Raw genomic sequence first — 20,526 nt, forward strand, 5'->3', positions numbered from 1 at the left:
GGATAGCACCGTTGGAACCACGGGCGCCCGGTCCCGCTGGGCTCCAGCGCCGTCCGTCCGTGTTGCCCGAAGTTTCACGAGGCATTCCCGCGCGGAGCTCGGGATTCGCGGGCGGCGGCCGAGCGGCTCTTTACGTGATCGATGAAGGCGCGCAGCTTCGGCATGATTTGCCGGTGGCCGGGATAATAGAGAAATACGCCGGGCGCCATCGGCGCGAACGGCTCCAGCACGCGCACGAGCTTTCCCGCTCTCACCGCCTCGGCGGCGATGGGCTCGGGCACTTGTGCGAGACCAATGCCTTCGAGCGCCGCGCCGAGCATGGTGGGAAAGTCGCTGGCGATCAGGGGGCCCGATACCGCCATCTCGATCGCGCGGCCTTGGTCGTCGAGCGACCATAGCGCGAGCCCGCCGTTGGAGCGCCGCCATCTCAAACATGCATGCCGGCGCAAATCGTCGGGGCGCTCGGGCCGGTCCTTGCGGGCGAAATAGGCGGGGCTGCCGACGATGACGAACCGAAACGGCGGCGTCAAACGCACGGTGACCATATCGGCGGCGATGAACTGGCCCATTCGGACGCCCGCGTCGAAACCTTTGGCCGCCAGGTCGACCAGCTCCGCGCTCGCGGCGATTTCCACCTCGACCTCGGGATAGGCCTCGCAGAAGGATGCCACCAGCGGCTCCAGCAGGATCGGCACCACCGCGCGCGGCACGGAGAGGCGGAGCAGGCCGGACGGCCGCTGTCCGAGCTCGCTCGCGACATGGCTCGCGGCGACCAGCTCCTCGAACGCGGGCTTTGCGCGCGAGAGGAATCTTTCGCCCGCTTCCGTCAGGCCGACGCTGCGCGTCGTGCGGATGAAGAGCGCCGCGCCGATGCGCGTCTCGAGCGCACGCACCGCCTGGCTGATCGCCGAGGGCGTCACCCCGAGCTCGGCGGCTGCTTTGCGAAAGCTGCGGTGCTGGGCCACGCTCAGAAACGCCTCCACGCCGTCGAGCGCACCCTGCCTGACTGTGAAGTGCTGCTTCATGCCCTGTCGACATTATCGCGGATAGTCGCTCACGGAAAGCGACCGTACATCCGACGTGCACATCCGGAGGACCCCCCATGACCGATGCACGCGATGGCGTACGCCATCCCTACGATGCGACCGGCCTCACCGAGCGGCTGAAGGTGGCGTTTTCTCCTCTCGAACCGGGCTCTCCGCAGCTCGCCACCAACACGAGGCGAACTTTCATGGAAGGCCGAATCGGCATCCCGAGCGCGGCGCTCGAGGCCGCGGGATCATCACTCGAACGGAGGCTAAAATGTCGCCGGTAGTCATCTTCGATATTCAACTCATTTCGGGTTACGTCGCGTGGCTGCTCTGCTTCGGCGCGTACGCCCTCCCCAAGCTCGAATCGATGGACCATGTCGCCGCGCAACGCGCCATCGCCACCTTGCACAGCTTTCGCTTCATCGGGCTCGTCTTCCTCGTTCCAGGCGTCGTCGGCCCTCATTTGCCCGAGAGCTTCGCGGCGTTCGCGGCCTACGGCGACTTTGCAACCGGGGTGCTGGCCCTGCTGGCGCTTCTCACCGTGAGGGTACGCCCGGTTTTTTGGCTGTTCATCGTCGCCTTCAATGTCGTGGGCGCGGGCGACCTCGTCCTCGACTATTATCATGCCGTTCGGGCCGGCCTTCCTGAACGGGCGGGGGAGTTGGGCGCGGCATATGCGATCCCGAGCATCTACGTACCCCTGCTGATGATCACGCACGTGGTCGCGTTCTCGTTGCTCGTACGTGCTCGGTCCAAGCCGGCTCCCGTCCTCGCAGCGCCCGATCCCATATCGGACTAAGACAATGCGCGCCCGGTGCTTGCCGGTCAGCGACTCAAAATGGCCACGGCATGTCATTTGGTCGCACGCGCCGATGGGCTAGGCGGTTTCGACGCGCTCGCAGTAGGCGTCGAACGTGCGCTTCCACGCGGGCCGATCCATACAGCGCGTCTGGTACGTGCGAACGTGCTGGTACGGCTTCAACAGGCTCGGATCGGTGCTCCGCGCGCTCAGCACGTGCGTCATCAGAATGTCCGCGACCGTGAACTCGTCCGTCGCGATGAACGTGCGGTGCGCGAGCCATCCATCGAGCTGCTCCAGGCGCATATCGGACCACTGGTGGAGTGCCTCGTGCGGCTCGGTGCCTTTGCCACCGGTCATGTCGACGAACCACAGCGCCAACACGGGGACCTCGATCGTGCTCAGCGCGGCGATGGTCCAGCGAAGAACCTGCGCTTCCCCCGCGAGGTCGTGCGGCATCAGTTTGCCGCTCTTGCGCGCGAGGTAAAGCAGGATCGCTCCCGACTCCGTCACCACGACGCCGTCGTCGTCGATCACCGGAATCTGGCCGAACGGGTTCTTCGCGCGGAACTCGTCGCTGTCGAGGGCGTGGTTCGGATGATCCATCCCGACGATCTCGTACGGTAGTCCCATCTCTTCGAGGGCCCACAGCACGCGCAAATCGCGCGTGTTGCCGCGCGCGAACTCGTTCACTCGGGAGAATCCGTAAACCTTGAGCATGGGTAGTTCCTACTTTCCTTACCGCCGTCCGGCGGCCGTTGGACGAGAGCCCAGTCTACGTGGATCGCGCAAGACGCCTGCATCGTCGCCGGCCGATCCATCGCCACCATCGGTTCCATTCGGGTTCGCGCTGGCCACCCGCGTTCGAGTCCCCGCCGCAGCCTCCGCCGAGCATCTACGCAAACGCGGTGCCCGCCGCGAGGATCGCGCTGCGTTGAACGAAAGCTCGATTCAATGGATCCACGTTCATGCGGACGACGGTACGCCCCATGGCGCGCGCGCACAAATCGTATCCCAGGATTGGCGCCATACGCTGAATCTAGGCCAAGTCAATAACGCCGCCGCCACGACATTGCGTGCTCGGGAATCGCCCCCCGATCCCGTTGGAACGACCCCCTTGGAGTCGCTCTCCGGATCACGTTGGGATACGCAGGTTGGCGCTTGTCGACGGCGGAATGATTCGGCGCGCTCGCCCGTTGGACCGGCGACCTGAAGGTGGCCCAAATCGGTCCTTCGACCGGAAAGGATAAGGCGTCATGAATTCGAGATGGACGGGGGGCGCGCTCGCCCTGATGCTCGCGGCTGCGGTGGCATGCGGGTCCAATGCGCAGAGTCAGCGACCGGTCGGAGGTGCGCCATCGCTCACGCAAGGCTCGACGGTTGCGTCGGTGAATGTCGAGCTTCGCTTGGTCGCCACCGCAGGAGGCGAAGAGGTGAAGACGGTGGAGGGGGCCGTCGTGCACCTGGAAAAAGAGGTTGTCTTATCGCAGGCCGATATCGTGGAGGCACACGCGAGCGGCTCGAATGTCGAGCTCCGCTTGACTCCCGGAGGGGCGCGCGCGCTGCACGATGTGACGAGCGCAAATGTCGGTCGCAAGCTCGCGGCCGTGGTCGATGGCACGGTGCAGGCAACCCCCGTCATCCGGGAGGCCATCCAGGGTGAGCACCTGGTGATCTCGCTTCGTTCGTCCCAGGAGGCCGGCGCGCTGGCGCAGCGTCTCGCGTCTTCCGGCCGCGCGGGCCCGCCGGCGAAATAGTTTCGAGCACGGATCACGGTCCGGGCGCCCGTTTGCAACGGCGCGAGAGCCCGGTCCCCGCGGAAACGCGTTGGTGCGGGAGCGTCCGTGGGGCCAGGGATCGCGATCGACCTCGAAGATTGAGCACGATGCTCCCCGAATGATGCGACCATTCGTTGCGACGCAGACCCATATCCGCCATTACGCTCCGCCGAACCAAGAGAGTACGGCCGTGCGGAGGCCCACGATGTCCAGGGATTGGCCGGGGCTCGCGGCCCACGCGACCACGCCGTCGGGGCGGATCAGCGCCGCGGCAAGCTCGTCGTGATCGATCGAGAGCACCGCGACGCGCTCGAGCCGATCCGACAATGGTGCGGTGAGATCGTCGATGGCGGAGTCGGCGGAGGAGCAGAGTAGTATTCCGCGTCCGGAGCGGGTGAATTGGAACAAGCTGCTTTTCGAGGTACCACCGCCCGATGTGGCGATGGTGAGCGCCACGTCGGGGCAATGGTAGCCGATCAGGGGATGACCGTCGGAGCTCGCGGCGGCGAACGCGTACCTGGTATCGAGGCCGGACATCATCCGGCCGAAGTATTGGTTGACCGCCTTGATGTCCATCAGCTCGGAAAGGATGTCGCGGAGCGAATCGACGTGCGGACCGGGCCGTAGCAAGGCAGATTGCGCGCGCGTGTTGTGCAGTACGGTCGCGCCTGCGGGGTGCCGTTCGGCGGTATAGGTGTCGAGCAGGCCTTCCGGTGCCCAACCCCGGGTGGTCGCCGCCAGCTTCCAGCCGAGGTTGACCGCGTCCATGATGCCCAGGTTCAGACCCTGACCGCCATTCGGCGAGTGGACATGGGCCGCGTCGCCGGCCAGCAGGACACGTCCCTCGCGGTAGCTCGTGACCTGGCGCGCGTTGTCGCTGAACCGCCGCGCGTCTTGCATGGCCGTGATGGTCACGTCGGTTCCGGATACCCGCCGGACGCTTGCCTGGAGCTCTTCGAGGGTCATGGGCTCGCCGCGATCCGATATGTCGTCGAAGTCGAAGGTAGCCAGGACCGTATCGCTGTACATCAACGTTCCCGTGGAGGTTCGGCCGGGTGGCGGTAGCTTCTCCCGATCGGCGATGTCCGCCCGTCGCGCAATACGGGTCACCATGATGGGTGCAGTCCCCGGGAAATCGAAGTCCGCGAGCTTGCGTATGGTACTGCGACCACCATCGCAGCCGACCAGATAGCGCGTTCGGATCCGGTATTCGCCGTCGGGGCCGAGCACGGTGGAGGTGACGGCGTGGTTATCCTGGGTCAGCGCGGTCACGGCATGTCCGCGACGCACCGCCACGCCGAGCTCGGAGATGAATTCGGTGAGCAGCTGCACCAGGGCCGGCTGCCAGATGAGCGCGCCCTGGCGATGGGGCTCCTCCTGCAATGCCGGATCGATCTTGTGAATCCAGGCGAAATGCTTTTTGTCGCTGCCGTGGTCACGTCGGAAGTCGGCTCGGCCTGCGATATCGTGTGCGGCGATTCGCTCTCCCAGCCCCCGGCGCGCGAGAGCCTCGGCCGCGAGCGGCCCGACACCGCGCGCTTTTCGATCGGGATCGGGGATCGCCAGCCGCTCGAGAACCAACGGCTGCACGCCACCAAGTCGCAATTCGGCCGCAAGCATCAGGCCCACCGGGCCCGCACCGACGATGACCACGTCGGCGTCCAACACCTCGTTCTTCGACATAGCCGACCTCTCCCGCCCTCGCCACGGCATCCATGACGAGCGCTCGATGCGCACACCTCACGTGATCTCCCCGTTGCGGGGCTGGACGACGTGCTTGGAGCCGGGAGACCGTAGCGCTGCGATCGGTGCCGATATTGAACAAATGCGACATGCACCCGTTTTATTTACGTTTACGAAATGGCAGCGCGGACGACCTCGCCCACCCGGTGACCCACCGCGGGTAGCAACCTTGGCTGGCGCCGCACCTCGTCGCGACTGGGACGAGCTGCGCGGAACGTGCCGCTCTCCGTGGCTGCCCGATGCAGCGACTCCATCGCTGGCTCGGCAGCCCCGGGTGCGGTCATCCACGAGTGTCCTGCAAGGGCGCTGCTCGCCAAAGAAGGAAATCAACGAAACGCAAAGGCCAAATCGTGGGTCGTCAATCGCTCCGAGCGCATGGATAGGAGTTGGAGGAGAGTCCAGTTCGCATTGGCGTTACGTGCTCGACGTGATTCTTCAAGAACGACGTCGATGGCAAATCATTCCGTATGAGCATCGCTCGAAGGTGGCGTTCGAGCACCGACGGCGAGACATTCTTTGCCCAAGTGCGCATCGGAGGCTCGTTCGCATGGTCCGGCGAACTGCCGGCGCTGCACGAAACCAAGCGGAGAGCCCCAGGGACCATCGCGGGGGTGCAGCGTACCAAGAATGCACCCTTGCGATGGCGCAGCGCTGGCCGAAGGTCACTCGACTGGCTTCGCCGGATAAGGCAGACGTGTACCTCGACGGCTTCGCCGGATAAGGCAGACGTGTACCTCGACGGCCTCGCCGGACAACGCAGAAGTGCACCAGGCCGTCGCTCCCATTGGCGAGGGCGAGCCGCGGGCGCGGCGCTCGAAATTGTCACCTCGACCACTATCGCGACGCCTGCCTCTACCCGATCGGTGGTGGCGGCAGGCGCGCGATCATGAACGAGGTCATCGCGAGGGTTGAAGGCTGTTGAGCCGATGCAAGCTCACGAAGGCTGTATGATGGTGCCGTCGCGAGCTGGGCCAACCACCTGCACGACGGCGCGACCGGTCACCTGCCGAACGTCTTCGCCCGTGCGGTCGAACGTGCTCACCGCCGTGAGCGTGCCGCGCTCGATGCGGGAGAGACCGTCGCGCACCAGAAAGTCTCCCGCGTCGAACACCGAGCGCGCCACGTTGAATGCGCCTCGGGGGAATCCCTCGGCCCACGCGATGGTCGAACGAGTCCGTTCGCCTACTTCGCGCACCGTGTCTTGAAAAACAGAGTGTGAGACGCGCACCACGTTTTCGGCGAACCCCAGGCTCAGGCCGAACCACGTGCCCAAGAGCCCTCCCTCGCGTATCTCATCTGCGCGTCGCGTCCCGTTGAAGTTGCGTACTTTGTCATCCAGATCGGCCATGGCTTCTCCTCGTCTTTCTTGGGGCGAATGAAAACCTACGCCGCGTGCAGCAACGAACTAGTGACAGAACGCCAACGTCTCGTACACAGACCAAGCGTCCGCGTGCCAGAGGCCGCGACAGACGCCGCACGCGAGCGAACGATGCACGGCGTACGCCATGCCAGAATGGGGCCGCACAACCGTGCAATGACTCGATAGCATTCAACCACGTTTTGTTTTGGCATCCAAACAAGATAAAGCTGAAGCGGTTGTATGTCGCGTTGAGAAATGAATTTATCTGAAGCGTTGCTCCAACTCGGGAGTGATCCGCTGGCTCATCGAGCGGGTCCCCGCGACGCGAGGGGAAGATGGTCGAGAGCGGCTCGCGACCGACGGTCCCGCCCATACCTGCTCGATGTTCTACGCCGCCGCATGGCGCGCATGCAGAGCGCCGCGATGCGCGCGATGGATCACGGATGCGTTGCCCGAACTCGAAGAGAAGGGAAGGGAACGCCGCTGCGGGCCGCGTGGACGAACGGTGGCGGGCTGGTGACGGACGCTTGGTTGAGCCGTTCCTGCTCGCGCCAGTTCTCATCCTCGCGAGCCGAGGGGCGATGGAAGCGGCGCGTCTCCACTGCAGTGCCCAAGAGACGGCGGCCGGAGGATGGCGTGCGGCCGGCGTCGAGTATGCGCGCGTTCGCGCTCACACGTTCGCGGTGCGCGCTTGGTCTAGATAATAATCGCGTTGCGCGGGATAGTATTCCGCAAAATCAGGGATTGGCTGGCCGTTTCGTGAAGCAACCAGCATATCCAAGTAGTACTCCCAGCCCGGGCCGACTTCACCCGCCGATGCAGGGTCGCTCAGGTGTTGCACGAATGTCAGCACCGTCGTGTCGGCGTGCACGGCCAGTGAAAGCTCGAGCCGCCATTGGCCGTGCTCGTCCTTGGTCGAAATGGAGAGGTGGTTCGGGGGATCGCATACGTCGATGGTCACGGGGCACCAAGGCGCCCCTTTTTCGAAGGCCATCTGCAGGCGAATCGTTTTGCCGGGGCCCGGCTCGCCTTCCCACGGTCCGATCCAACGAGCGGTGCTCTCGGCCGCGGTGACGCTCTGCCAGACGTCCTCGATGGGGGCGTGGAAGGTCCGGGTGATGACGAGATCGGTCCCAAGAGCGCTGGTCCGAACGTGGCCGGTGGGGCGAGGCTTCATGCGGTTTCCTTTCTGCGCTGCGGCTCTTCGTGTGGGTTCGCGTTGCGCCGGCGACGGCCCACCCGGTGAACTTCGGTTTCGAGCGCTTCGAACCGACGATGCCACGGGCTCGTCGCGTGAAGCTCGCGTAAAAATGCCTCGAGCTCGGCGAGCGCCGAGAGCTCGAGATGGTATTCACGCTGGCGGCCGTTCAAGACGTCGCGCACGAGCCCAGCCTCGCGCAGGACGCGGAGGTGACGGCTGACGGCAGGCCGGCTCACGGAGAACGCCGCGGCGAGATCGCCGGCGGAGATCGTGCGGCCGCGCAGCATGCGGAGGATTTCCCGGCGGGTGGCATCGGCCAGGGCTTGCGCGACAGCATCCATGCCGAAAGCGTAACCATTTTGTTACGCGTTGTCGAGCCCCGTGACGAAGCCGGCGAGCACCGGCATGTCTATCGCCCTGGCGCTCGTACTCGAAGGCAAAAATAGCCCGACCGGCCCCGGATGGCGCGGCGATCCCGTTTGCGAACGCAGAGGTCGATCCCGAGGCAAAAATCTCGGGCGCCGTATCTACGGACTCTCGGAAAGGCCGCCTAGGAGAACCTAGGCGGCCTTCGGCGTCCGTAGCCGACGAATCCGAGAGCAACGCCGGGACCGGGAGGCCCCGTGAGACGTTCACCGCCTCATCGGGGCGACCGCAGTTCGAGGAGCGCTTCGCGCGAGAACAAACGCAAAATCAAATGCAATAGATGCCCATGAATCAATCGATGCTGTGGCGGCGCGTGCGTCCGGTCACAAGGGGAGGACGAGCTCGTAGACCCTTCGAGGGACTCGGTGCGCGGAGGTGCGGTCGTCCCGGTGACCGAGCGCTCCTTGCCGCAGATGTCCATGAATCAATCGATGCTGTGGCGGCGCGTGCGTCCGGTCACAAGGGGAGGACGAGCTCGTAGACCCTTCGAGGGACTCGGTGCGCGGAGGTGCGGTCGTCCCGGTGACCGAGCGCTCCTCGCCGCATGCGCGCTGCGCACATCGATGCCTGCGCGGTCATCGGACTACGTGCCGAGCGACCGGCCGTCCTTTTTTGGATTATTCATAAAAAATAGCGAAGCGCGGCGCCGGGTGTGCGGGACTTATAAATGCCGTTGCCGACTTCCACGTACGATCGGTGGTGGTCATATGGTTGCCGTACCAATCGCCGATCTTCCCGAAGATGTCGGAGTAGGGACCTGCGGTGCTCGAGCTCGTGAATACGACATCCGAACACGAGTAGAAGGCCTCGCCCGAGTCAGGCCAGTGGCGCTGCCAGATGGCGTAGATAAGGTGCCGTCCGGTGCGCCCGCCGGGCAGGGTGGCGTTGAGCTGGTAGGCGTTTCCCACGATGGGCGGGTTCAACTGCTTGTAGAACGGGAGATCCTCGAGGTCGGACCACTTGAGCGGTTTGGTCGGGTCGTAGCCGTTCTTGGTGACATACAGCTCGAAGGTGCCCGGGTGCGCGGCGGTCAGCAGGTATTGGAAGGTGTACCGGCCGCTTGCCGGCATGGTGGTCGCCGGCCAGTCGCTCCGCGGGAGATCCAGCCCCTTGTACTTGGCCCTGCCTGCGCTGCACAGCTTGCCGTCCGGGATGATTTGGCGGCTATGGCCGTCCGCGTTGCCGAGGTTCACCTCGTCCCAGTCGTAGATCGGCCAGCTATCCCCGGCCGCGATGGCCGCCTTGCAGGCGGCGGATTTGGGATTCTCGGGCCCCTCTTGAAAGCATCGGTAGATCCGGCTGGTCGGGCCGCTCATCGAGCCGTGCGCGAAGGCGGGGGCCGCGGTGAACGCGGCAGCCAGCAGGGTGAGTCCGGCCAGGGAAATCCGCTTAGGATGGCTGAACGGCGTCTTGATCATCATGGGACTACCTCCCGAAAAAGACAACACAACTCCCAATCCGGAAATCGCCCGCATGGCGACAACCGGCACCCACCCCCCGATGCACCATGAACAATGAACCAACTCGGCATCGGACCCGATGGCCTCGAGAAAGCCCGTCGCAGGCGTGCTGTATCCTATTTGCACGTACAATCATTGCGGTGGGGGCGACGCTTCGACGGCGCGCGTTTCGTATACGACGTCACCCGCGTCGATCCCGCCTCGAACGGATTTCACGAGCAGACCTCCACGACTTTCGGTCGGATGCCGGAAGCTCACCCGACAAAGGAACAGAGGATCACATCCCGAGCTCGTTTCGAGCTCCGGCTGGTCCGCGTGCCGCTCTGGCGCGAAATCGACGCGCGCATGGAGATACGCACGGGGGACTGCATATCACGATGGTCGATCGTTATCATCCATAAATCGTCATTCGAACAAATTAAGACGACACGAATTGTCCGTCGGCAATTCGACATCCGTCGTCCACTTCAATGAGAGAGGATTGCGCACCCCACGGTACAATGGCCGTCCGTCAGAGCACATTTACAATCTCATGCTCTGGCCGTGTCCAATGCGTCGTCGCTCGAAAGGTCGGCGTGCGTGTGGCGCGGGTCGCCCCATTGGAAGTATACGGATGCGCCAGACGGTCGCTGCGCATGTCCGGATCTTCGTGGAATGGGCTTCGGGCGGGGAAAAAATGGTGAACCATTGGGTTGAGCGTGGCGCTTGCCGGTCCTGGTTTCTCGTGCACGGTCCCGCAGCCGCGCCGGAGGCCCGCACCCGACTCTGGGCCGCGCGCCGCCCCCGAAGATCGTTTGAAGCGCAAGGATTTGCGACGTTGAATCGCATGACTCGCATGATGAAGGAGCACCCCGGCCTGCGGCTCCGTGGGCGTTCGCTCCGGCCTGCGGACTCGGGTCACGCTCCGGGCGGTGTTGCCGCGTAGCGTTTTCGGTACTCCGCGGGCGTGATCCCCACGCACCGCAAAAATGCGCGGCGCAGTCCATTGACATTGGTGAACCCGCAGCGATCGGCCACTTGTTTGGGCGGGTGGGCGCCTTCTTCGAGGAGCCGGCGCGCGGCATCGACCCGCACCGATTCGACGTAGTCGGCCGGGGTGACGCCAAGCTCGCTGCGGAACATGCGCGCAAAATGGCGCGGGCTCACGCCGGCGCGATGGGCCAATGCTGCCACCGAGAGATCGGCGTGGAGGTGCCCCGCGATCCATCGTTGCGATTCCTGAAGCGCGGAGCGGCCCGACACCTCCGCGTGACCGCGCCGGCTGAATGGCATTTGCCCGCCTGGCCGTTTGAAGAACATGACCAGCTCTCGGGCGACGTTCATGGCCACCTCGCGGCCCAAGTCTTCCTCGACCAGGGCGAGCGCCAGGTCCATCCCCGCGGTGACCCCGGCGGCCGTGCACACGCGGCCATCGCGTATGTAAATGGCGTCGGGCTCGACATGCAACTTGGGGAAGGTCTTTTGCAATTGATCGGCCACCGCCCAGTGCGTGGTGACGCGCCGCCCGTCGAGCGCGCCGGTTTGCGCCAGCAGGAAGGCGCCGCTGCAGACGGATCCGTAACGGCGCGCCGTCTTCGAGCTCGCCGTGAGCCATGCCACGGCCGCCCCATCGAGCCGTGTCTCCACCGCGTGTGGGGCGCCTGCCACGAGGAGTGTGTCCACCTTCTCGCCGCGCGCCTCGAGCGTGGCGTCGGGCAGCAAGCGCGCGCCGGAGGAGCACGTCAGCGGGCGCGGCGACGCGGACACGACGCGAAATCGATACATCGGTTTGCGCCCGGCGCGCTGCCGATTGGCCTCCGCGAACACGTCGAGCGGACCGGCCACGTCGAGCAACTGCACGCCGGGCACGGCGAAGATCGACACCAACCGTGTCCGCTTCTGGAGCGACGTGTCCGTTTTTGGCATAAAATAGCAATAGCGGACGTGGTGACCGAAGGCTAGCTTCCCTTTGGAACGAAAGGAGAGTTCATCCAATGAGCTCGTCGATAGCAGGTATTTCCATTCCAGATAGCAAGCTCGCACGGGAAGCGACCGAGCTGGTCCGAGATTGTTCAACGCCGCTTCTATTTCATCATTCCACGCGCGTGTACTTCTTTGGTGCGCTGACGGGGGCGAACAAGGGCCTGACCTTCGACCCGGAGCTGCTCTACGTCGGGGCCATGTTTCACGATCTCGGGCTCACCAAAAGGTACGCCAGCACGAGCGAACGGTTCGAGGTCGACGGTGCGAACGCGGCGGCCAACTTTTTGCGCGCCCACGGCCTGGCCGATGGGGCCATCGAGGTCGTTTGGGACGCCATCGCCTTGCACACCACACCGGGAATCCCGCAGCATAAAAAGCCGGAGGTGGCGCTGGTCACCGCCGGCGTCGAGATGGACGTGTTGGGCCTCGGCTTCCCCAACGTGTCCCCCGAAGCGCGCGCGCGCGTCGTCGAGGCGCACCCGCGCGGGGCGTCCTTCAAAGAAGATATCTTGCGCGCCTTCTTCGAAGGTATTCACCGCAAACCGAATACCACGTTTGGCAATGTCAAGGCCGATGTCCTGGCGCGGATGGATCCAAATTACGCGCGCGTCGATTTCTGCGAGGTGATCCTGAGCTCGGCCTGGCCGTCCTAGCTCGAGGGCGGTGTCACGCTCGGCGAGCGGCCCCGATCGTCGGACGCAAGGCGTGATCGGCCGTCACTCCGTGCCGTCTGACGGGGCGCGCGGTGCCGGCTCATCGTCCCGATGTGCGTGGAGGAGGAGCCTTTGGCGGTGGTCGCCGCGTCGAACGCGGCCAAGAGCGCGCGACTGTTCGGCGGCGTGCCGAGCCGATCGTTCGCGACATTTCGTGTCGGGCCCGGAGACGTGTACGATGGTCGCTTGCCTCCCGCACTTCGCCTCGACGTCCCCGCCGTGGGAGAGCATCGGCTGACCGGCGTGCGCCGAACCCGCGCGCGGCGCGCCTACTGGCTCGCCCAGCTCGGCGGCTGGTTCGCGTATGCGTTGGTGCATTATCTCAGTTACATGCCGGCGCTCGCACCCGGCGAGTACCTCGAGTACCTCGGCTACTCCGGGCTCGTCGCGACCGAGGTGCTCTACATCCCGCTTGGCATCGCGGCGAGCACGGTGCTGGGGCTGCTCTATGGCCGTCTGCTCGCGCGGCAGACGCCATGGTTCGCGATCGCGCTCGGGGCGGTGTTCGGATGCGCGGTGCTCGGCATGGGCTTCTTCCTGGGGTACCGGGTGCTCCTGCTGTGGTTCGATCTCCTGGCACCGGGCGAGGCGTTCTTGCGTTGGCCGACCGCGGCGCGCTCGGTGCTGGCGTTCACCTTCGCGCTCCTGGCGTGGAGCGGCGCGTGGTTCGGCGTGGTCTTGTGGCAGGCGTCGCAAGCATCGCAACTCCTGGCCCAGGAGGCGAAGCTCCAGATGCTGGCGTACCAGCTGAATCCGCACTTCCTCTTCAACGCCCTGAACTCGCTCCGAGCGATGATCGATGAAGACCGGGTCCGCGCCCGCCGCATGGTGACCGAGCTGGCGGAGTTCCTGCGCTACACCCTGGTCCATCGCCCGCTCGAGCACACGACCTTGGCCGAGGAGATCGAGGCGATCGAGAACTACCTCGCCATCGAAAAGATCCGCTTCGAAGATCGTCTCGCGGCGGCGATCGAGATCGATCGCGCGGTCGCCGGCGCCGGGGTGCCCGCGTTTCTCCTGCACCCGCTGGTCGAGAACGCCCTGCGGCATGGCAGCGGCGGATCACCGGGGCGCCCGCTCCATGTGCGCGTGGGCGCGCGGACCGAGGCCGACCGTCTCGTGCTCGAGGTCTGGAACTCGGGGACCTTGAGGCCCGCGTCGGTGGATGGTCACGGCGGCGCCCTCGTGCCTTCCGACGGCCACCCGGCGGGCGGTACCCGCATCGGCCTCGCGAATGTGCGCGCTCGCCTGGACGCGCTCTTCCCTGGACAACACCGGTTTACACTGGCCGAGGTGGGCGGTGGCGTGCTCGCTCGGATTGAGCTGCCATTGGCCCGAACCTGACATGTACACCGCGATCGTGGTCGACGACGAGCGGCTCGCCCGCCGGGAGCTCAAACAGCTGCTGGAAGAGGGGCATGGCGACCAAATCCGGATCGTGGGCGAGGCGGCGACGGTGCAGGAGGCCGCCTCGCTGGCGCGGCTGCACGATCCCGACGTCGTCTTCCTCGACGTCCACCTCGCCGGGGAATCGGGCTTCGATCTGCTACCGCTGCTCGATCGCACGGTCACCGTGGTCTTCGTCACCGCGTTCGATCGCTATGCCATTCGCGCCTTCGAGGTGAACGCGCTCGACTACCTCCTCAAGCCGGTGGCACCGCAGCGTCTCGCGACCACGCTCGCCCGTCTGAGCCGGCCCGCGCCGGCCGAATCGGCGACCGCCGAATCGACGACGTCCGACGCGCTGACCTATGAAGACCGGCTATTTCTCCGGTTGGACGATCGCATGGTCTTCCTTCGCGTGCGGGATATCGTGGCCGTCCTCGCCGCCGGGGACAACTCGGTCTTGCATCTGGCGGGCGGCAAACAGGCGCGCGCCCGCAAGTCGCTCCGCGAATGGGCGGACCGCCTCCCCGAACGCGACTTCGTCCGCATCCACCGCTCGACCATGGTGAACCTGGAGTTCGTCGAGCGGCTGGAGGAGTGGTCCCACTTCACCTACCGCGTGTACCTACGCGGTCTGGCCGAGCCGCTGCAAATGAGCCGCCGCTGGGCCTCGCGGGTGCGCTCCCGGCTCGGCTGAGTCGCCGCGCCGGCGAGGGCGCGCACCGATTGGCGGGCAAACTCACCAATTCGCTTTGCCCAATCGCCTTCCCACGCTCCCATCGGATATGCGCTCCTCTCCCCGAGCTAATATGCGAACTTTTCTCTCCGTACAACGGTTCCACGTACGCGATGCGCGCCATGAACCCGACTGTGAAAGGCCATATCTTCATCTTTGCCCTCATTCGAAATGAACTGGCGTGTGATATCGACGTTGAGCTCTCGGATGTTCGTCCCATACACGTCGTAGCTGCCCCATTGGAATAGGAGCATGTCCCCATCGTTCTCGCGGTCGCACCCCTCTGCGTGAACATCTCGAAAGAAGGCGATCATCGCAGCGACACCATCAGCCGGGGGAAGATGGGCCAGGTGTTCCTTTCGGCCAGCGAGGAATGCTTCGACATTTGGACGGGCAGCGCGCACGAGCATCGTGGTCTCCGTCTACCCGAGTGGGCACCGGGGGCTCTTTCCTTCGGCGTGGCGGTGGGAGAACGTCCAGCGGCCCGTGACGCCACCGCGCCACCGGTGTGGCGCTGCTGAAGGAAGACATGGCGCGCGACCGGAGCGAGATGCCTCGGGCCGGAGCCGATGGGCGAGGTGCCTAGGCGCTTCCTCGAGCGCGCGTGGATTCGTCCGCCTCGCGGATCGCTTCGGTGGATCGGGCGTCGCTGCCCCGGACACCGTGATAGTGCCGCCGCGCTTTTGCGCGGTTTCCGCAGTCGCGCATGCTGCACCAGCGCCGGCGCCCCGCGGGGGAGCGATCGAGGAAGAGCCAACCGCAGCCGGAACCGTCGCAGAACCGGATCGCCGCGCGCGGCGCCGATGCCAGCAGATCCACGGCCTGGCTCAGGATTTCATGAAGCACCCGATCGCAGACGGAGGTGCCGTCGCTCCAGCCCCAGACCACCGCGCCGCGGTCCATTTGCAGGCGTTGTCGGTGGCGGCAAGCGCGCAGCGCGCGATCGGTGGCCACGAGCGCGCTCTCCGGGATCGCGCTCCGGGTCGCCGCGGCATTGAACAGACCATAGAGATGCTCACGCGCCGCACGCAGCCGCGCCGGCGCGCGCGACTCGGAGCGCAGTCGCCCTTGCCAGCGGGGGCCTAGGACCGCCGACAGGCCGCTGGTTTCGATCCAGACCGCCACGTCGTGGGGGGTCCGCAGCAGCTCGCGCGCGCGCTCCGCGTCGTGCCGGTTGGCCACGGTGTTGACGAAGTCGAGCGCGATGTGTCCGCCCACGAGCTCGAAGGAGGGTGAGGTCTCTGCCATGCCACCGATGGATTTGCATGGTGGGGCGACCGCGTCTACTCTAACCTCATGCATGCCATTCATCAGGTTATACGCGCCGCGCTCGCGATGGTGCTGCTCGTATCGGGCTCGCTGCCGGCGTCGGTCGTCATGGCGGAGCCTGCGACGGCTGGCCAAGCCGTCGCGCTGGGCGCATCGGTGGTGCCTTTGAATGGGCCCTGGAAATTCCACACGGGCGACGATCCGCGATGGGCCGATCCGAGCTTCGACGACTCCGATTGGGAGAGCGTCGACCTCACGCCGGCGGCGGGCGCGCACGACGGCGACGTGGGGCTCATGGGGTACGTGCCTGGATGGCTCGCGCGAGGGCACCCCCATTACTGGGGATATGCGTGGTATCGCATTCGAATATCGGTGACCGCGCCGCCGGCATACCAACTTGCGTTGACGGGGCCCCTGCTGGTCGACGACGCGTATCAAGTCTTCCTCGACGGCCGGCTGCTCGGGGCCTCCAGCCCATTTTCGGGGCCCGAGCCCGTCGTTTACGGCGTTCAACCGAGCTTGTTTCCGTTGCCGCCCCTTCATACCCGCGAGGGCGGCTCGGCCCTCTTGGCGTTTCGCGTGTGGATGGGAGAGGACACCATGCGCAGCTTGGACGACACCGGCGGCATTCACATCGCGCCCGCGATCGGGGAGGCGAGAGACGCCGACGCGCGGCACCGCTTGGAGTGGTGGGACTTCTTCACCGGGTACGTCGCCGACGCGCTGGAGCCCGTCCTGCTCGTCGCGCTGGCGGCGGTGTCGCTGGTCGTGTTCGCGTTCGAGCGGAAGAACCGCGCGTATCCATGGCTTTGCGCGGCATTGGTGGCGAACGCGCTCCTGCGCGTCAATCAAGTCGTCATCTATTGGACGCACTGGGCGAGCATCGACACCGTCGAGCACCTGCGCGCCGTCCTGGGCCCCTCGATGTTGGCCGCTTGGGTCATGACGTGGCGGGAGTGGTTCGACGTGCGCCAGCCCCCGTGGATCCCCCGCGCGACCGCCGCGCTCGCGGTGCTGCTCGCGGCATTGCTGATGGCGGGCCGCACGATGTCCATCGCGCAAACGGGGGTGCGCTGCGCGTTTTTCGCGCTCATTGCCTTTATCACCTTCGCAGGGATCCGCCGCATGGGACGCCGCGCGTGGCCCGTGCTCCCCGTGGTGCTCCTCGGCCTGGTGGTGCAGTTCGCCCCCGAGTTGAACGCGCTCCACGTGCCCGGCATATGGTTTCCTTTCGGGGTGGGGGTGTCGCGCACCCAATTTGGGTTCGCGGGGTTGATCGTGGTGCTCACGGCCTTGCTGTTCGGCCGCCTCCTTTCGATCGCGCGCGCCCATCGACGGGCCGGCGCGCTGTAGACCTCCGCAGATGTGGGCGACTTCAGCATTCCGTCTGCTCGTGGTAGGTTTCGCTGGGATGAGTGACGCGGCCCATATCGATCCATGGCGCATTGTGCTGCGGACCATCACGTGTTTCGAAGATGCTCACGCTCTCTGCGCGCTCTTCCGCGCATCGCCGACCGAGCTCCTCGCGAACGGCCGCCCCGCCAACGACATCGTCGGAGGCATCCTCGTGGGCGACAGGGCCTTCGAGGGTCGCGTCATCGAGCACCTGTGTGAACGATTCGGTGGTGTCGACGCCGATTGGTCTTCGTTGGGGGACGATATCTCTCTGACCGAAGACGAAATTCTTCGTTTTCGCCATGCGTGCGCCGGCGCCGGCGTGGAGCTCCGAGACGCGACCGAAGAGCAGCTCGCCGCGATGACCCAAGAGCGCGAGGCGCTCCTGGAGGAACAGGCGCCCGCATGAATTTCGAGTCGACGGTGCCTGGGACGCCGCCCCCTGCCCGGGACCTCGTCCCGGGGCTCGTTCCCATTGGCCGTGATCTTGCGGCAACGGCAGGTGCGTCGCATGCCGCTGCGTAGCGCGTTTCGATACTGGCGTCCGGCCGGCATGGGGCTCATCGAGGCCGGCCTCGTGCAGGGGCGAGACGTGGCGCTTCCGTCCCACTTCCACGAAGAGGATCAGATCACGTTCGTGCTCGCCGGCCGGCGGCTGCTCGTGATCGGGGAGGAGCTCACCGTGCTCGAGCCCGGCCATGGTGTCGTCATCCTGGCCGGAACGCCGCATCACTCCCTTTTCGAGCCGGAGGAGGTGCTCTGTATCAACCTGTACGCCGCGCCCGGGAGCTTCGCAGGCGGCGAGCTGGTCTCCGATCTGGGCCGGTCGTGGCGAAAAAAACGGGATCTGCGCTGGGCCGATCTGGCGGACATCGTGGAGGGCCATCGGCGCCTCGTGGGCGCGGTGAGATCGCCCGTACCCAGCCCGCTCGCGCGGGGTGAGGCGTGGCCGTCCGTCGGTGAAGCCGCCGCCCATGCCGGAATGAGCCGCGAGGGCTTCTCGCGAAAGTTCAGGAGGCTTTATGGCATCCCGCCGCACGCCCTCTGGCATCTGGCGAAGCTGAATGACGCCCGCAGGTTGCTCCGGGCCGGGCATTCCATCGCGACGGTCGCGGCGGAAGCCGGCTTCGCCGACCAGAGCCACCTCGGTCGCTGCTTTCGGCGCGCCTTCGGGGTGACTCCTGGGCGCTACAAGGCCGGGCTGCCAGGGTCACATCCGTTCTAGCCCGTTCCGTTCTGGGCCTGTTAGTCGTGGCCCCATGCCTTCGATTTTCGCCTACCTCCTCGTGGTCGTCGCCGGTTGCAGCGTCGCGTTGCAGCAGGTCCTGAACGCGAATCTCCGAGCCCAGCTCGGGTCACCGTGGTGGGCGGGATTCGTCAGCTACTTCGTTGGCCTCGTATCCATGCTGGCAGTTGCATTGACTGCCCCGGGGCCGCGTTTCTCGTTCCCGCCTCCGGGCGCCGGCACCTCCTGGGCCTCATGGACCGGCGGCGTGTTCGGCGCCATCTTCGTCGGCATCGCGGTCCTCATGATCCCGCGCCTGGGCGCCGCGACGACCTTGGCCCTCATCGTCGTTGGTCAGATGCTCGGCTCGCTCGTCTTCGATCATTTCGGCCTGCTGGGATTACCGCAGCACAGTGTGGGCTTGGTCCGGCTCACCGGCGCCGCATGCCTCATCGTGGGCGTCGTCCTCATTCGAAGGTAGCTTCGAAAAACTCCCTCGAATGAACCTGCACGACCGTCGTCGAACGAGGCGCGTGCGAAGGGCTCATCGAGGCGGAACAGGAGCCGAATGGTTCTGCCGGCAGCACGCGCCCCGGGAGCCAGGCCCGCAGGGGCAGTAGGTTGGTCGCACAACCACAGCCGCTCGGCGAAGGGCGCGGGGGCGAAGGGCGCGCGCGCGGATCACGCGTTCGGCATTGCGTCGATGACGTGCTGATTTGCCCTTCGAAGCGCAGCAGCTACGCGGCCGGATACATCACGCAGCCACCCAAAAACGGCGATAAACGTCACTCACGGGGCGCTTTGCCGCGGACTCGAGAGCGCGCATCGATGTCTTTTTGCGGACAGCGCGCAAATGGCTACGAAGCACGCTTATTGCTGGGATCCTATTATCCGTTTTCGTATGGGGAAGCGGACAAAAGGGGGGAATACCATGGACCTGATTGGCGCAATTCTGGATCTTGTTAAGCAACTTCTCGGAGGGCTTCTGGGGTAAGCTGCTAAGCAAAGCTGATCCGAACAATCGCCGGGCGAGCTGATGAAAGTCGGTCAGGCCAGCGAAGACGTAAAACGTTGAAAACGTAAATGAATCGAGCTGGCGGCGACCCTCGTTCGTGGGTCGCCGCCATGCTTCTACGTGGTCACGTGATCACGAATCGCCCATTGCGCGCACCGATTCATCGCGCGGCTGCATCATCGTCGATTTGCGCCGTGATGAGCCACGCCCGCGAGTCGAACCACACGCCGTCGCCGGTATCGTGCGCGGTCAACACGGCGCGCAGACGCTCCAGGGCACGGGCCCGCTCGGGATCGGCCTGGGGAAGGAGGTCCGCGGTCGTGTACAGCTCGAGCACCGAATCGAAGGCGCCGGCCGCATTCGGCCCGTAGAACACGGGCTCGTGCAGGTCGGTCCAGCTGACCGTGCCGAAGCCCGCTGCGCCGAGGATGCTGCCCGCGGTGGCGCGATCGGCGAGCGAGAACGCGCCGCCACGGGTTGGGGCATTCGCCCGCCCCGAGCCGAGGGCCTGCCGGAGAGCACCGGTCCACTCCTGGAGATCGCTGCCCTGCCACACCAGCATCACCAGGCGCCCTCCGGGCCGCAGCGCCCGCCCGATGTTGGTGAACGCCCGCACCGGTTCGGCGAAGAACATCGTGCCGAACCGGCTGATCGCGACGTCGAAATGGTTGTCGGCAAACGGATGCTGCTGCGCGTCGCCCTGCTCGAACGTCACGTTGTCCAGCCCCTCCGCGAGGGCCCGCTCCCGGGCGATCTCCAGCGCCTTCGCGGACACGTCGAGGCCCAGCGCGCTCCCGGCCACGGCCGCGCGTGCCGCGTCCCGAGTGGACTGTCCGGCCCCGCAACCGATGTCCAGCACGCGATCCCGTGGCCCGATCCCCGTGGCCGCCCGGAAATGCTCGTAGTACCGACGAAGCTCGGCATCGTAGTCGAACATGATCGGTGACGCTATCGAACCGATATCGACCCGTCCAGTGCTACCTGCGCCGAACGCCGGTCGCGAACAAACGGCGTTCGTTCAAGGACA

The 20,526-nt window shown here is 65.7% G+C and carries 22 protein-coding genes; 11 read left to right on the forward strand and 11 right to left on the reverse strand.

All coding sequences use genetic code 11. The annotated features are described in order from the left end of the window. Positions 1-74 precede the first annotated feature (74 nt). Positions 75-1,025, reverse strand: coding sequence for a LysR family transcriptional regulator (locus LZC94_14035; protein WXB18356.1), 951 nt, complete (start codon positions 1,023-1,025; stop codon positions 75-77). 77 nt (positions 1,026-1,102) lie between these two features. On the opposite strand from LZC94_14035, the gene LZC94_14040 reads away from it, so the two are divergent. Next, positions 1,103-1,315, forward strand: a complete 213-nt coding sequence (locus LZC94_14040) for a hypothetical protein (protein ID WXB18357.1) — start codon at positions 1,103-1,105, stop codon at positions 1,313-1,315. Beyond that, a complete protein-coding gene (locus LZC94_14045) occupies positions 1,303-1,830 on the forward strand; it encodes a hypothetical protein (protein ID WXB18358.1) in 528 nt (175 codons plus the stop codon). Before LZC94_14040 ends, LZC94_14045 begins: the two co-directional genes overlap by 13 nt. A 78-nt stretch (positions 1,831-1,908) precedes the next feature. Here the strand turns inward: LZC94_14045 and LZC94_14050 are convergent, their stop codons facing one another. Continuing rightward, entirely contained in the window at positions 1,909-2,550 is a 642-nt protein-coding gene (locus tag LZC94_14050) for a glutathione S-transferase family protein (GenBank protein ID WXB18359.1), read from the reverse strand. A 536-nt stretch (positions 2,551-3,086) separates the two neighbouring features. On the opposite strand from LZC94_14050, the gene LZC94_14055 reads away from it, so the two are divergent. Then, positions 3,087-3,587, forward strand: a complete 501-nt coding sequence (locus LZC94_14055; protein WXB18360.1) for a hypothetical protein — start codon at positions 3,087-3,089, stop codon at positions 3,585-3,587. A 180-nt stretch (positions 3,588-3,767) separates the two neighbouring features. Here LZC94_14055 and LZC94_14060 read toward each other — a convergent pair whose 3' ends face one another. The 5 genes from LZC94_14060 to LZC94_14080 all read right to left on the reverse strand — a co-directional run bounded on the left by LZC94_14060 (position 3,768) and on the right by LZC94_14080 (position 9,759). Next, complete coding sequence (locus LZC94_14060; protein ID WXB18361.1) at positions 3,768-5,291, reverse strand: FAD-dependent monooxygenase; 1,524 nt, start codon at positions 5,289-5,291, stop codon at positions 3,768-3,770. A gap of 994 nt (positions 5,292-6,285) precedes the next feature. After that, positions 6,286-6,699, reverse strand: coding sequence for a hypothetical protein (locus LZC94_14065; GenBank protein ID WXB18362.1), 414 nt, complete (start codon positions 6,697-6,699; stop codon positions 6,286-6,288). A 682-nt stretch (positions 6,700-7,381) separates the two neighbouring features. After that, positions 7,382-7,888, reverse strand: coding sequence for an SRPBCC family protein (locus LZC94_14070; protein ID WXB18363.1), 507 nt, complete (start codon positions 7,886-7,888; stop codon positions 7,382-7,384). Beyond that, on the reverse strand, positions 7,885-8,253 hold the full coding sequence (locus LZC94_14075) for a metalloregulator ArsR/SmtB family transcription factor (protein WXB18364.1): 369 nt from the start codon (positions 8,251-8,253) through the stop codon (positions 7,885-7,887). Before LZC94_14075 ends, LZC94_14070 begins: the two co-directional genes overlap by 4 nt. 702 nt (positions 8,254-8,955) lie before the next feature. Then, positions 8,956-9,759 carry a lytic polysaccharide monooxygenase gene (locus tag LZC94_14080; GenBank protein ID WXB18365.1) on the reverse strand — a complete coding sequence of 268 codons (804 nt, stop codon included), beginning with the start codon at positions 9,757-9,759 and terminating at the stop codon, positions 8,956-8,958. Between the two features lie 93 nt (positions 9,760-9,852). On the opposite strand from LZC94_14080, the gene LZC94_14085 reads away from it, so the two are divergent. Beyond that, positions 9,853-10,272, forward strand: a complete 420-nt coding sequence (locus LZC94_14085) for a hypothetical protein (protein ID WXB18366.1) — start codon at positions 9,853-9,855, stop codon at positions 10,270-10,272. A 423-nt stretch (positions 10,273-10,695) separates the two neighbouring features. Here the strand turns inward: LZC94_14085 and LZC94_14090 are convergent, their stop codons facing one another. After that, positions 10,696-11,661: a DJ-1/PfpI family protein gene (locus LZC94_14090; GenBank protein ID WXB18367.1), complete on the reverse strand. Its 966-nt coding sequence runs from the start codon at positions 11,659-11,661 to the stop codon at positions 10,696-10,698. Positions 11,662-11,771: 110 nt separating this feature from the next. Here LZC94_14090 and LZC94_14095 point away from each other — a divergent pair, with 110 nt between their 5' ends. From LZC94_14095 to LZC94_14105, 3 genes are all read left to right on the forward strand, one after another. Continuing rightward, positions 11,772-12,413: an HD domain-containing protein gene (locus LZC94_14095; GenBank protein ID WXB18368.1), complete on the forward strand. Its 642-nt coding sequence runs from the start codon at positions 11,772-11,774 to the stop codon at positions 12,411-12,413. Positions 12,414-12,551: 138 nt separating this feature from the next. Then, positions 12,552-13,817: a histidine kinase gene (locus LZC94_14100; GenBank protein ID WXB20187.1), complete on the forward strand. Its 1,266-nt coding sequence runs from the start codon at positions 12,552-12,554 to the stop codon at positions 13,815-13,817. Between the two features lies 1 nt (position 13,818). After that, positions 13,819-14,556: a LytTR family DNA-binding domain-containing protein gene (locus LZC94_14105; GenBank protein WXB18369.1), complete on the forward strand. Its 738-nt coding sequence runs from the start codon at positions 13,819-13,821 to the stop codon at positions 14,554-14,556. A 107-nt stretch (positions 14,557-14,663) separates the two neighbouring features. Here the strand turns inward: LZC94_14105 and LZC94_14110 are convergent, their stop codons facing one another. After that, positions 14,664-15,005 (reverse strand): hypothetical protein, encoded by a 342-nt coding sequence (locus LZC94_14110; protein WXB18370.1) that lies wholly within the window; start codon positions 15,003-15,005, stop codon positions 14,664-14,666. Between the two features lie 172 nt (positions 15,006-15,177). After that, positions 15,178-15,843, reverse strand: coding sequence for a CGNR zinc finger domain-containing protein (locus LZC94_14115; protein ID WXB18371.1), 666 nt, complete (start codon positions 15,841-15,843; stop codon positions 15,178-15,180). Between the two features lie 87 nt (positions 15,844-15,930). Between LZC94_14115 and LZC94_14120 the strand changes: the two genes are divergently transcribed. The 4 genes from LZC94_14120 to LZC94_14135 all read left to right on the forward strand — a co-directional run bounded on the left by LZC94_14120 (position 15,931) and on the right by LZC94_14135 (position 18,965). After that, the gene (locus tag LZC94_14120; GenBank protein ID WXB18372.1) at positions 15,931-17,217 is read left to right on the forward strand and encodes a hypothetical protein; all 1,287 of its coding nucleotides are present in this window, start codon (positions 15,931-15,933) and stop codon (positions 17,215-17,217) included. 58 nt (positions 17,218-17,275) lie between these two features. Further along, positions 17,276-17,668: a hypothetical protein gene (locus tag LZC94_14125; protein WXB18373.1), complete on the forward strand. Its 393-nt coding sequence runs from the start codon at positions 17,276-17,278 to the stop codon at positions 17,666-17,668. A 102-nt stretch (positions 17,669-17,770) separates the two neighbouring features. Next, the gene (locus LZC94_14130) at positions 17,771-18,484 is read left to right on the forward strand and encodes an AraC family transcriptional regulator (protein WXB18374.1); all 714 of its coding nucleotides are present in this window, start codon (positions 17,771-17,773) and stop codon (positions 18,482-18,484) included. Positions 18,485-18,518: 34 nt separating this feature from the next. Further along, complete coding sequence (locus LZC94_14135) at positions 18,519-18,965, forward strand: DMT family transporter (GenBank protein ID WXB18375.1); 447 nt, start codon at positions 18,519-18,521, stop codon at positions 18,963-18,965. A gap of 694 nt (positions 18,966-19,659) precedes the next feature. Here the strand turns inward: LZC94_14135 and LZC94_14140 are convergent. Further along, the gene (locus LZC94_14140) at positions 19,660-20,436 is read right to left on the reverse strand and encodes a methyltransferase domain-containing protein (GenBank protein ID WXB18376.1); all 777 of its coding nucleotides are present in this window, start codon (positions 20,434-20,436) and stop codon (positions 19,660-19,662) included. Positions 20,437-20,526: the final 90 nt, after the last annotated feature.

The organism is Sorangiineae bacterium MSr11954 (assembly GCA_037157815.1).
Taxonomy (GTDB): Bacteria; Myxococcota_A; Polyangia; order Polyangiales; family Polyangiaceae; genus Pendulispora; species Pendulispora albinea.

Coding starts and splice junctions, on each gene's coding strand:
- LZC94_14035 (WXB18356.1), bottom strand. CDS start 1,025: ATGAAGCAGCACTTCACAGTCAGGCAGGGTGCGCTCGACGGCGTGGAG.
- LZC94_14040 (WXB18357.1), top strand. CDS start 1,103: ATGACCGATGCACGCGATGGCGTACGCCATCCCTACGATGCGACCGGC.
- LZC94_14045 (WXB18358.1), top strand. CDS start 1,303: ATGTCGCCGGTAGTCATCTTCGATATTCAACTCATTTCGGGTTACGTC.
- LZC94_14050 (WXB18359.1), bottom strand. CDS start 2,550: ATGCTCAAGGTTTACGGATTCTCCCGAGTGAACGAGTTCGCGCGCGGC.
- LZC94_14055 (WXB18360.1), top strand. CDS start 3,087: ATGAATTCGAGATGGACGGGGGGCGCGCTCGCCCTGATGCTCGCGGCT.
- LZC94_14060 (WXB18361.1), bottom strand. CDS start 5,291: ATGTCGAAGAACGAGGTGTTGGACGCCGACGTGGTCATCGTCGGTGCG.
- LZC94_14065 (WXB18362.1), bottom strand. CDS start 6,699: ATGGCCGATCTGGATGACAAAGTACGCAACTTCAACGGGACGCGACGC.
- LZC94_14070 (WXB18363.1), bottom strand. CDS start 7,888: ATGAAGCCTCGCCCCACCGGCCACGTTCGGACCAGCGCTCTTGGGACC.
- LZC94_14075 (WXB18364.1), bottom strand. CDS start 8,253: ATGGATGCTGTCGCGCAAGCCCTGGCCGATGCCACCCGCCGGGAAATC.
- LZC94_14080 (WXB18365.1), bottom strand. CDS start 9,759: ATGATGATCAAGACGCCGTTCAGCCATCCTAAGCGGATTTCCCTGGCC.
- LZC94_14085 (WXB18366.1), top strand. CDS start 9,853: ATGAACCAACTCGGCATCGGACCCGATGGCCTCGAGAAAGCCCGTCGC.
- LZC94_14095 (WXB18368.1), top strand. CDS start 11,772: ATGAGCTCGTCGATAGCAGGTATTTCCATTCCAGATAGCAAGCTCGCA.
- LZC94_14105 (WXB18369.1), top strand. CDS start 13,819: ATGTACACCGCGATCGTGGTCGACGACGAGCGGCTCGCCCGCCGGGAG.
- LZC94_14110 (WXB18370.1), bottom strand. CDS start 15,005: ATGCTCGTGCGCGCTGCCCGTCCAAATGTCGAAGCATTCCTCGCTGGC.
- LZC94_14115 (WXB18371.1), bottom strand. CDS start 15,843: ATGGCAGAGACCTCACCCTCCTTCGAGCTCGTGGGCGGACACATCGCG.
- LZC94_14120 (WXB18372.1), top strand. CDS start 15,931: ATGGTGCTGCTCGTATCGGGCTCGCTGCCGGCGTCGGTCGTCATGGCG.
- LZC94_14125 (WXB18373.1), top strand. CDS start 17,276: ATGAGTGACGCGGCCCATATCGATCCATGGCGCATTGTGCTGCGGACC.
- LZC94_14130 (WXB18374.1), top strand. CDS start 17,771: ATGCCGCTGCGTAGCGCGTTTCGATACTGGCGTCCGGCCGGCATGGGG.
- LZC94_14135 (WXB18375.1), top strand. CDS start 18,519: ATGCCTTCGATTTTCGCCTACCTCCTCGTGGTCGTCGCCGGTTGCAGC.
- LZC94_14140 (WXB18376.1), bottom strand. CDS start 20,436: ATGTTCGACTACGATGCCGAGCTTCGTCGGTACTACGAGCATTTCCGG.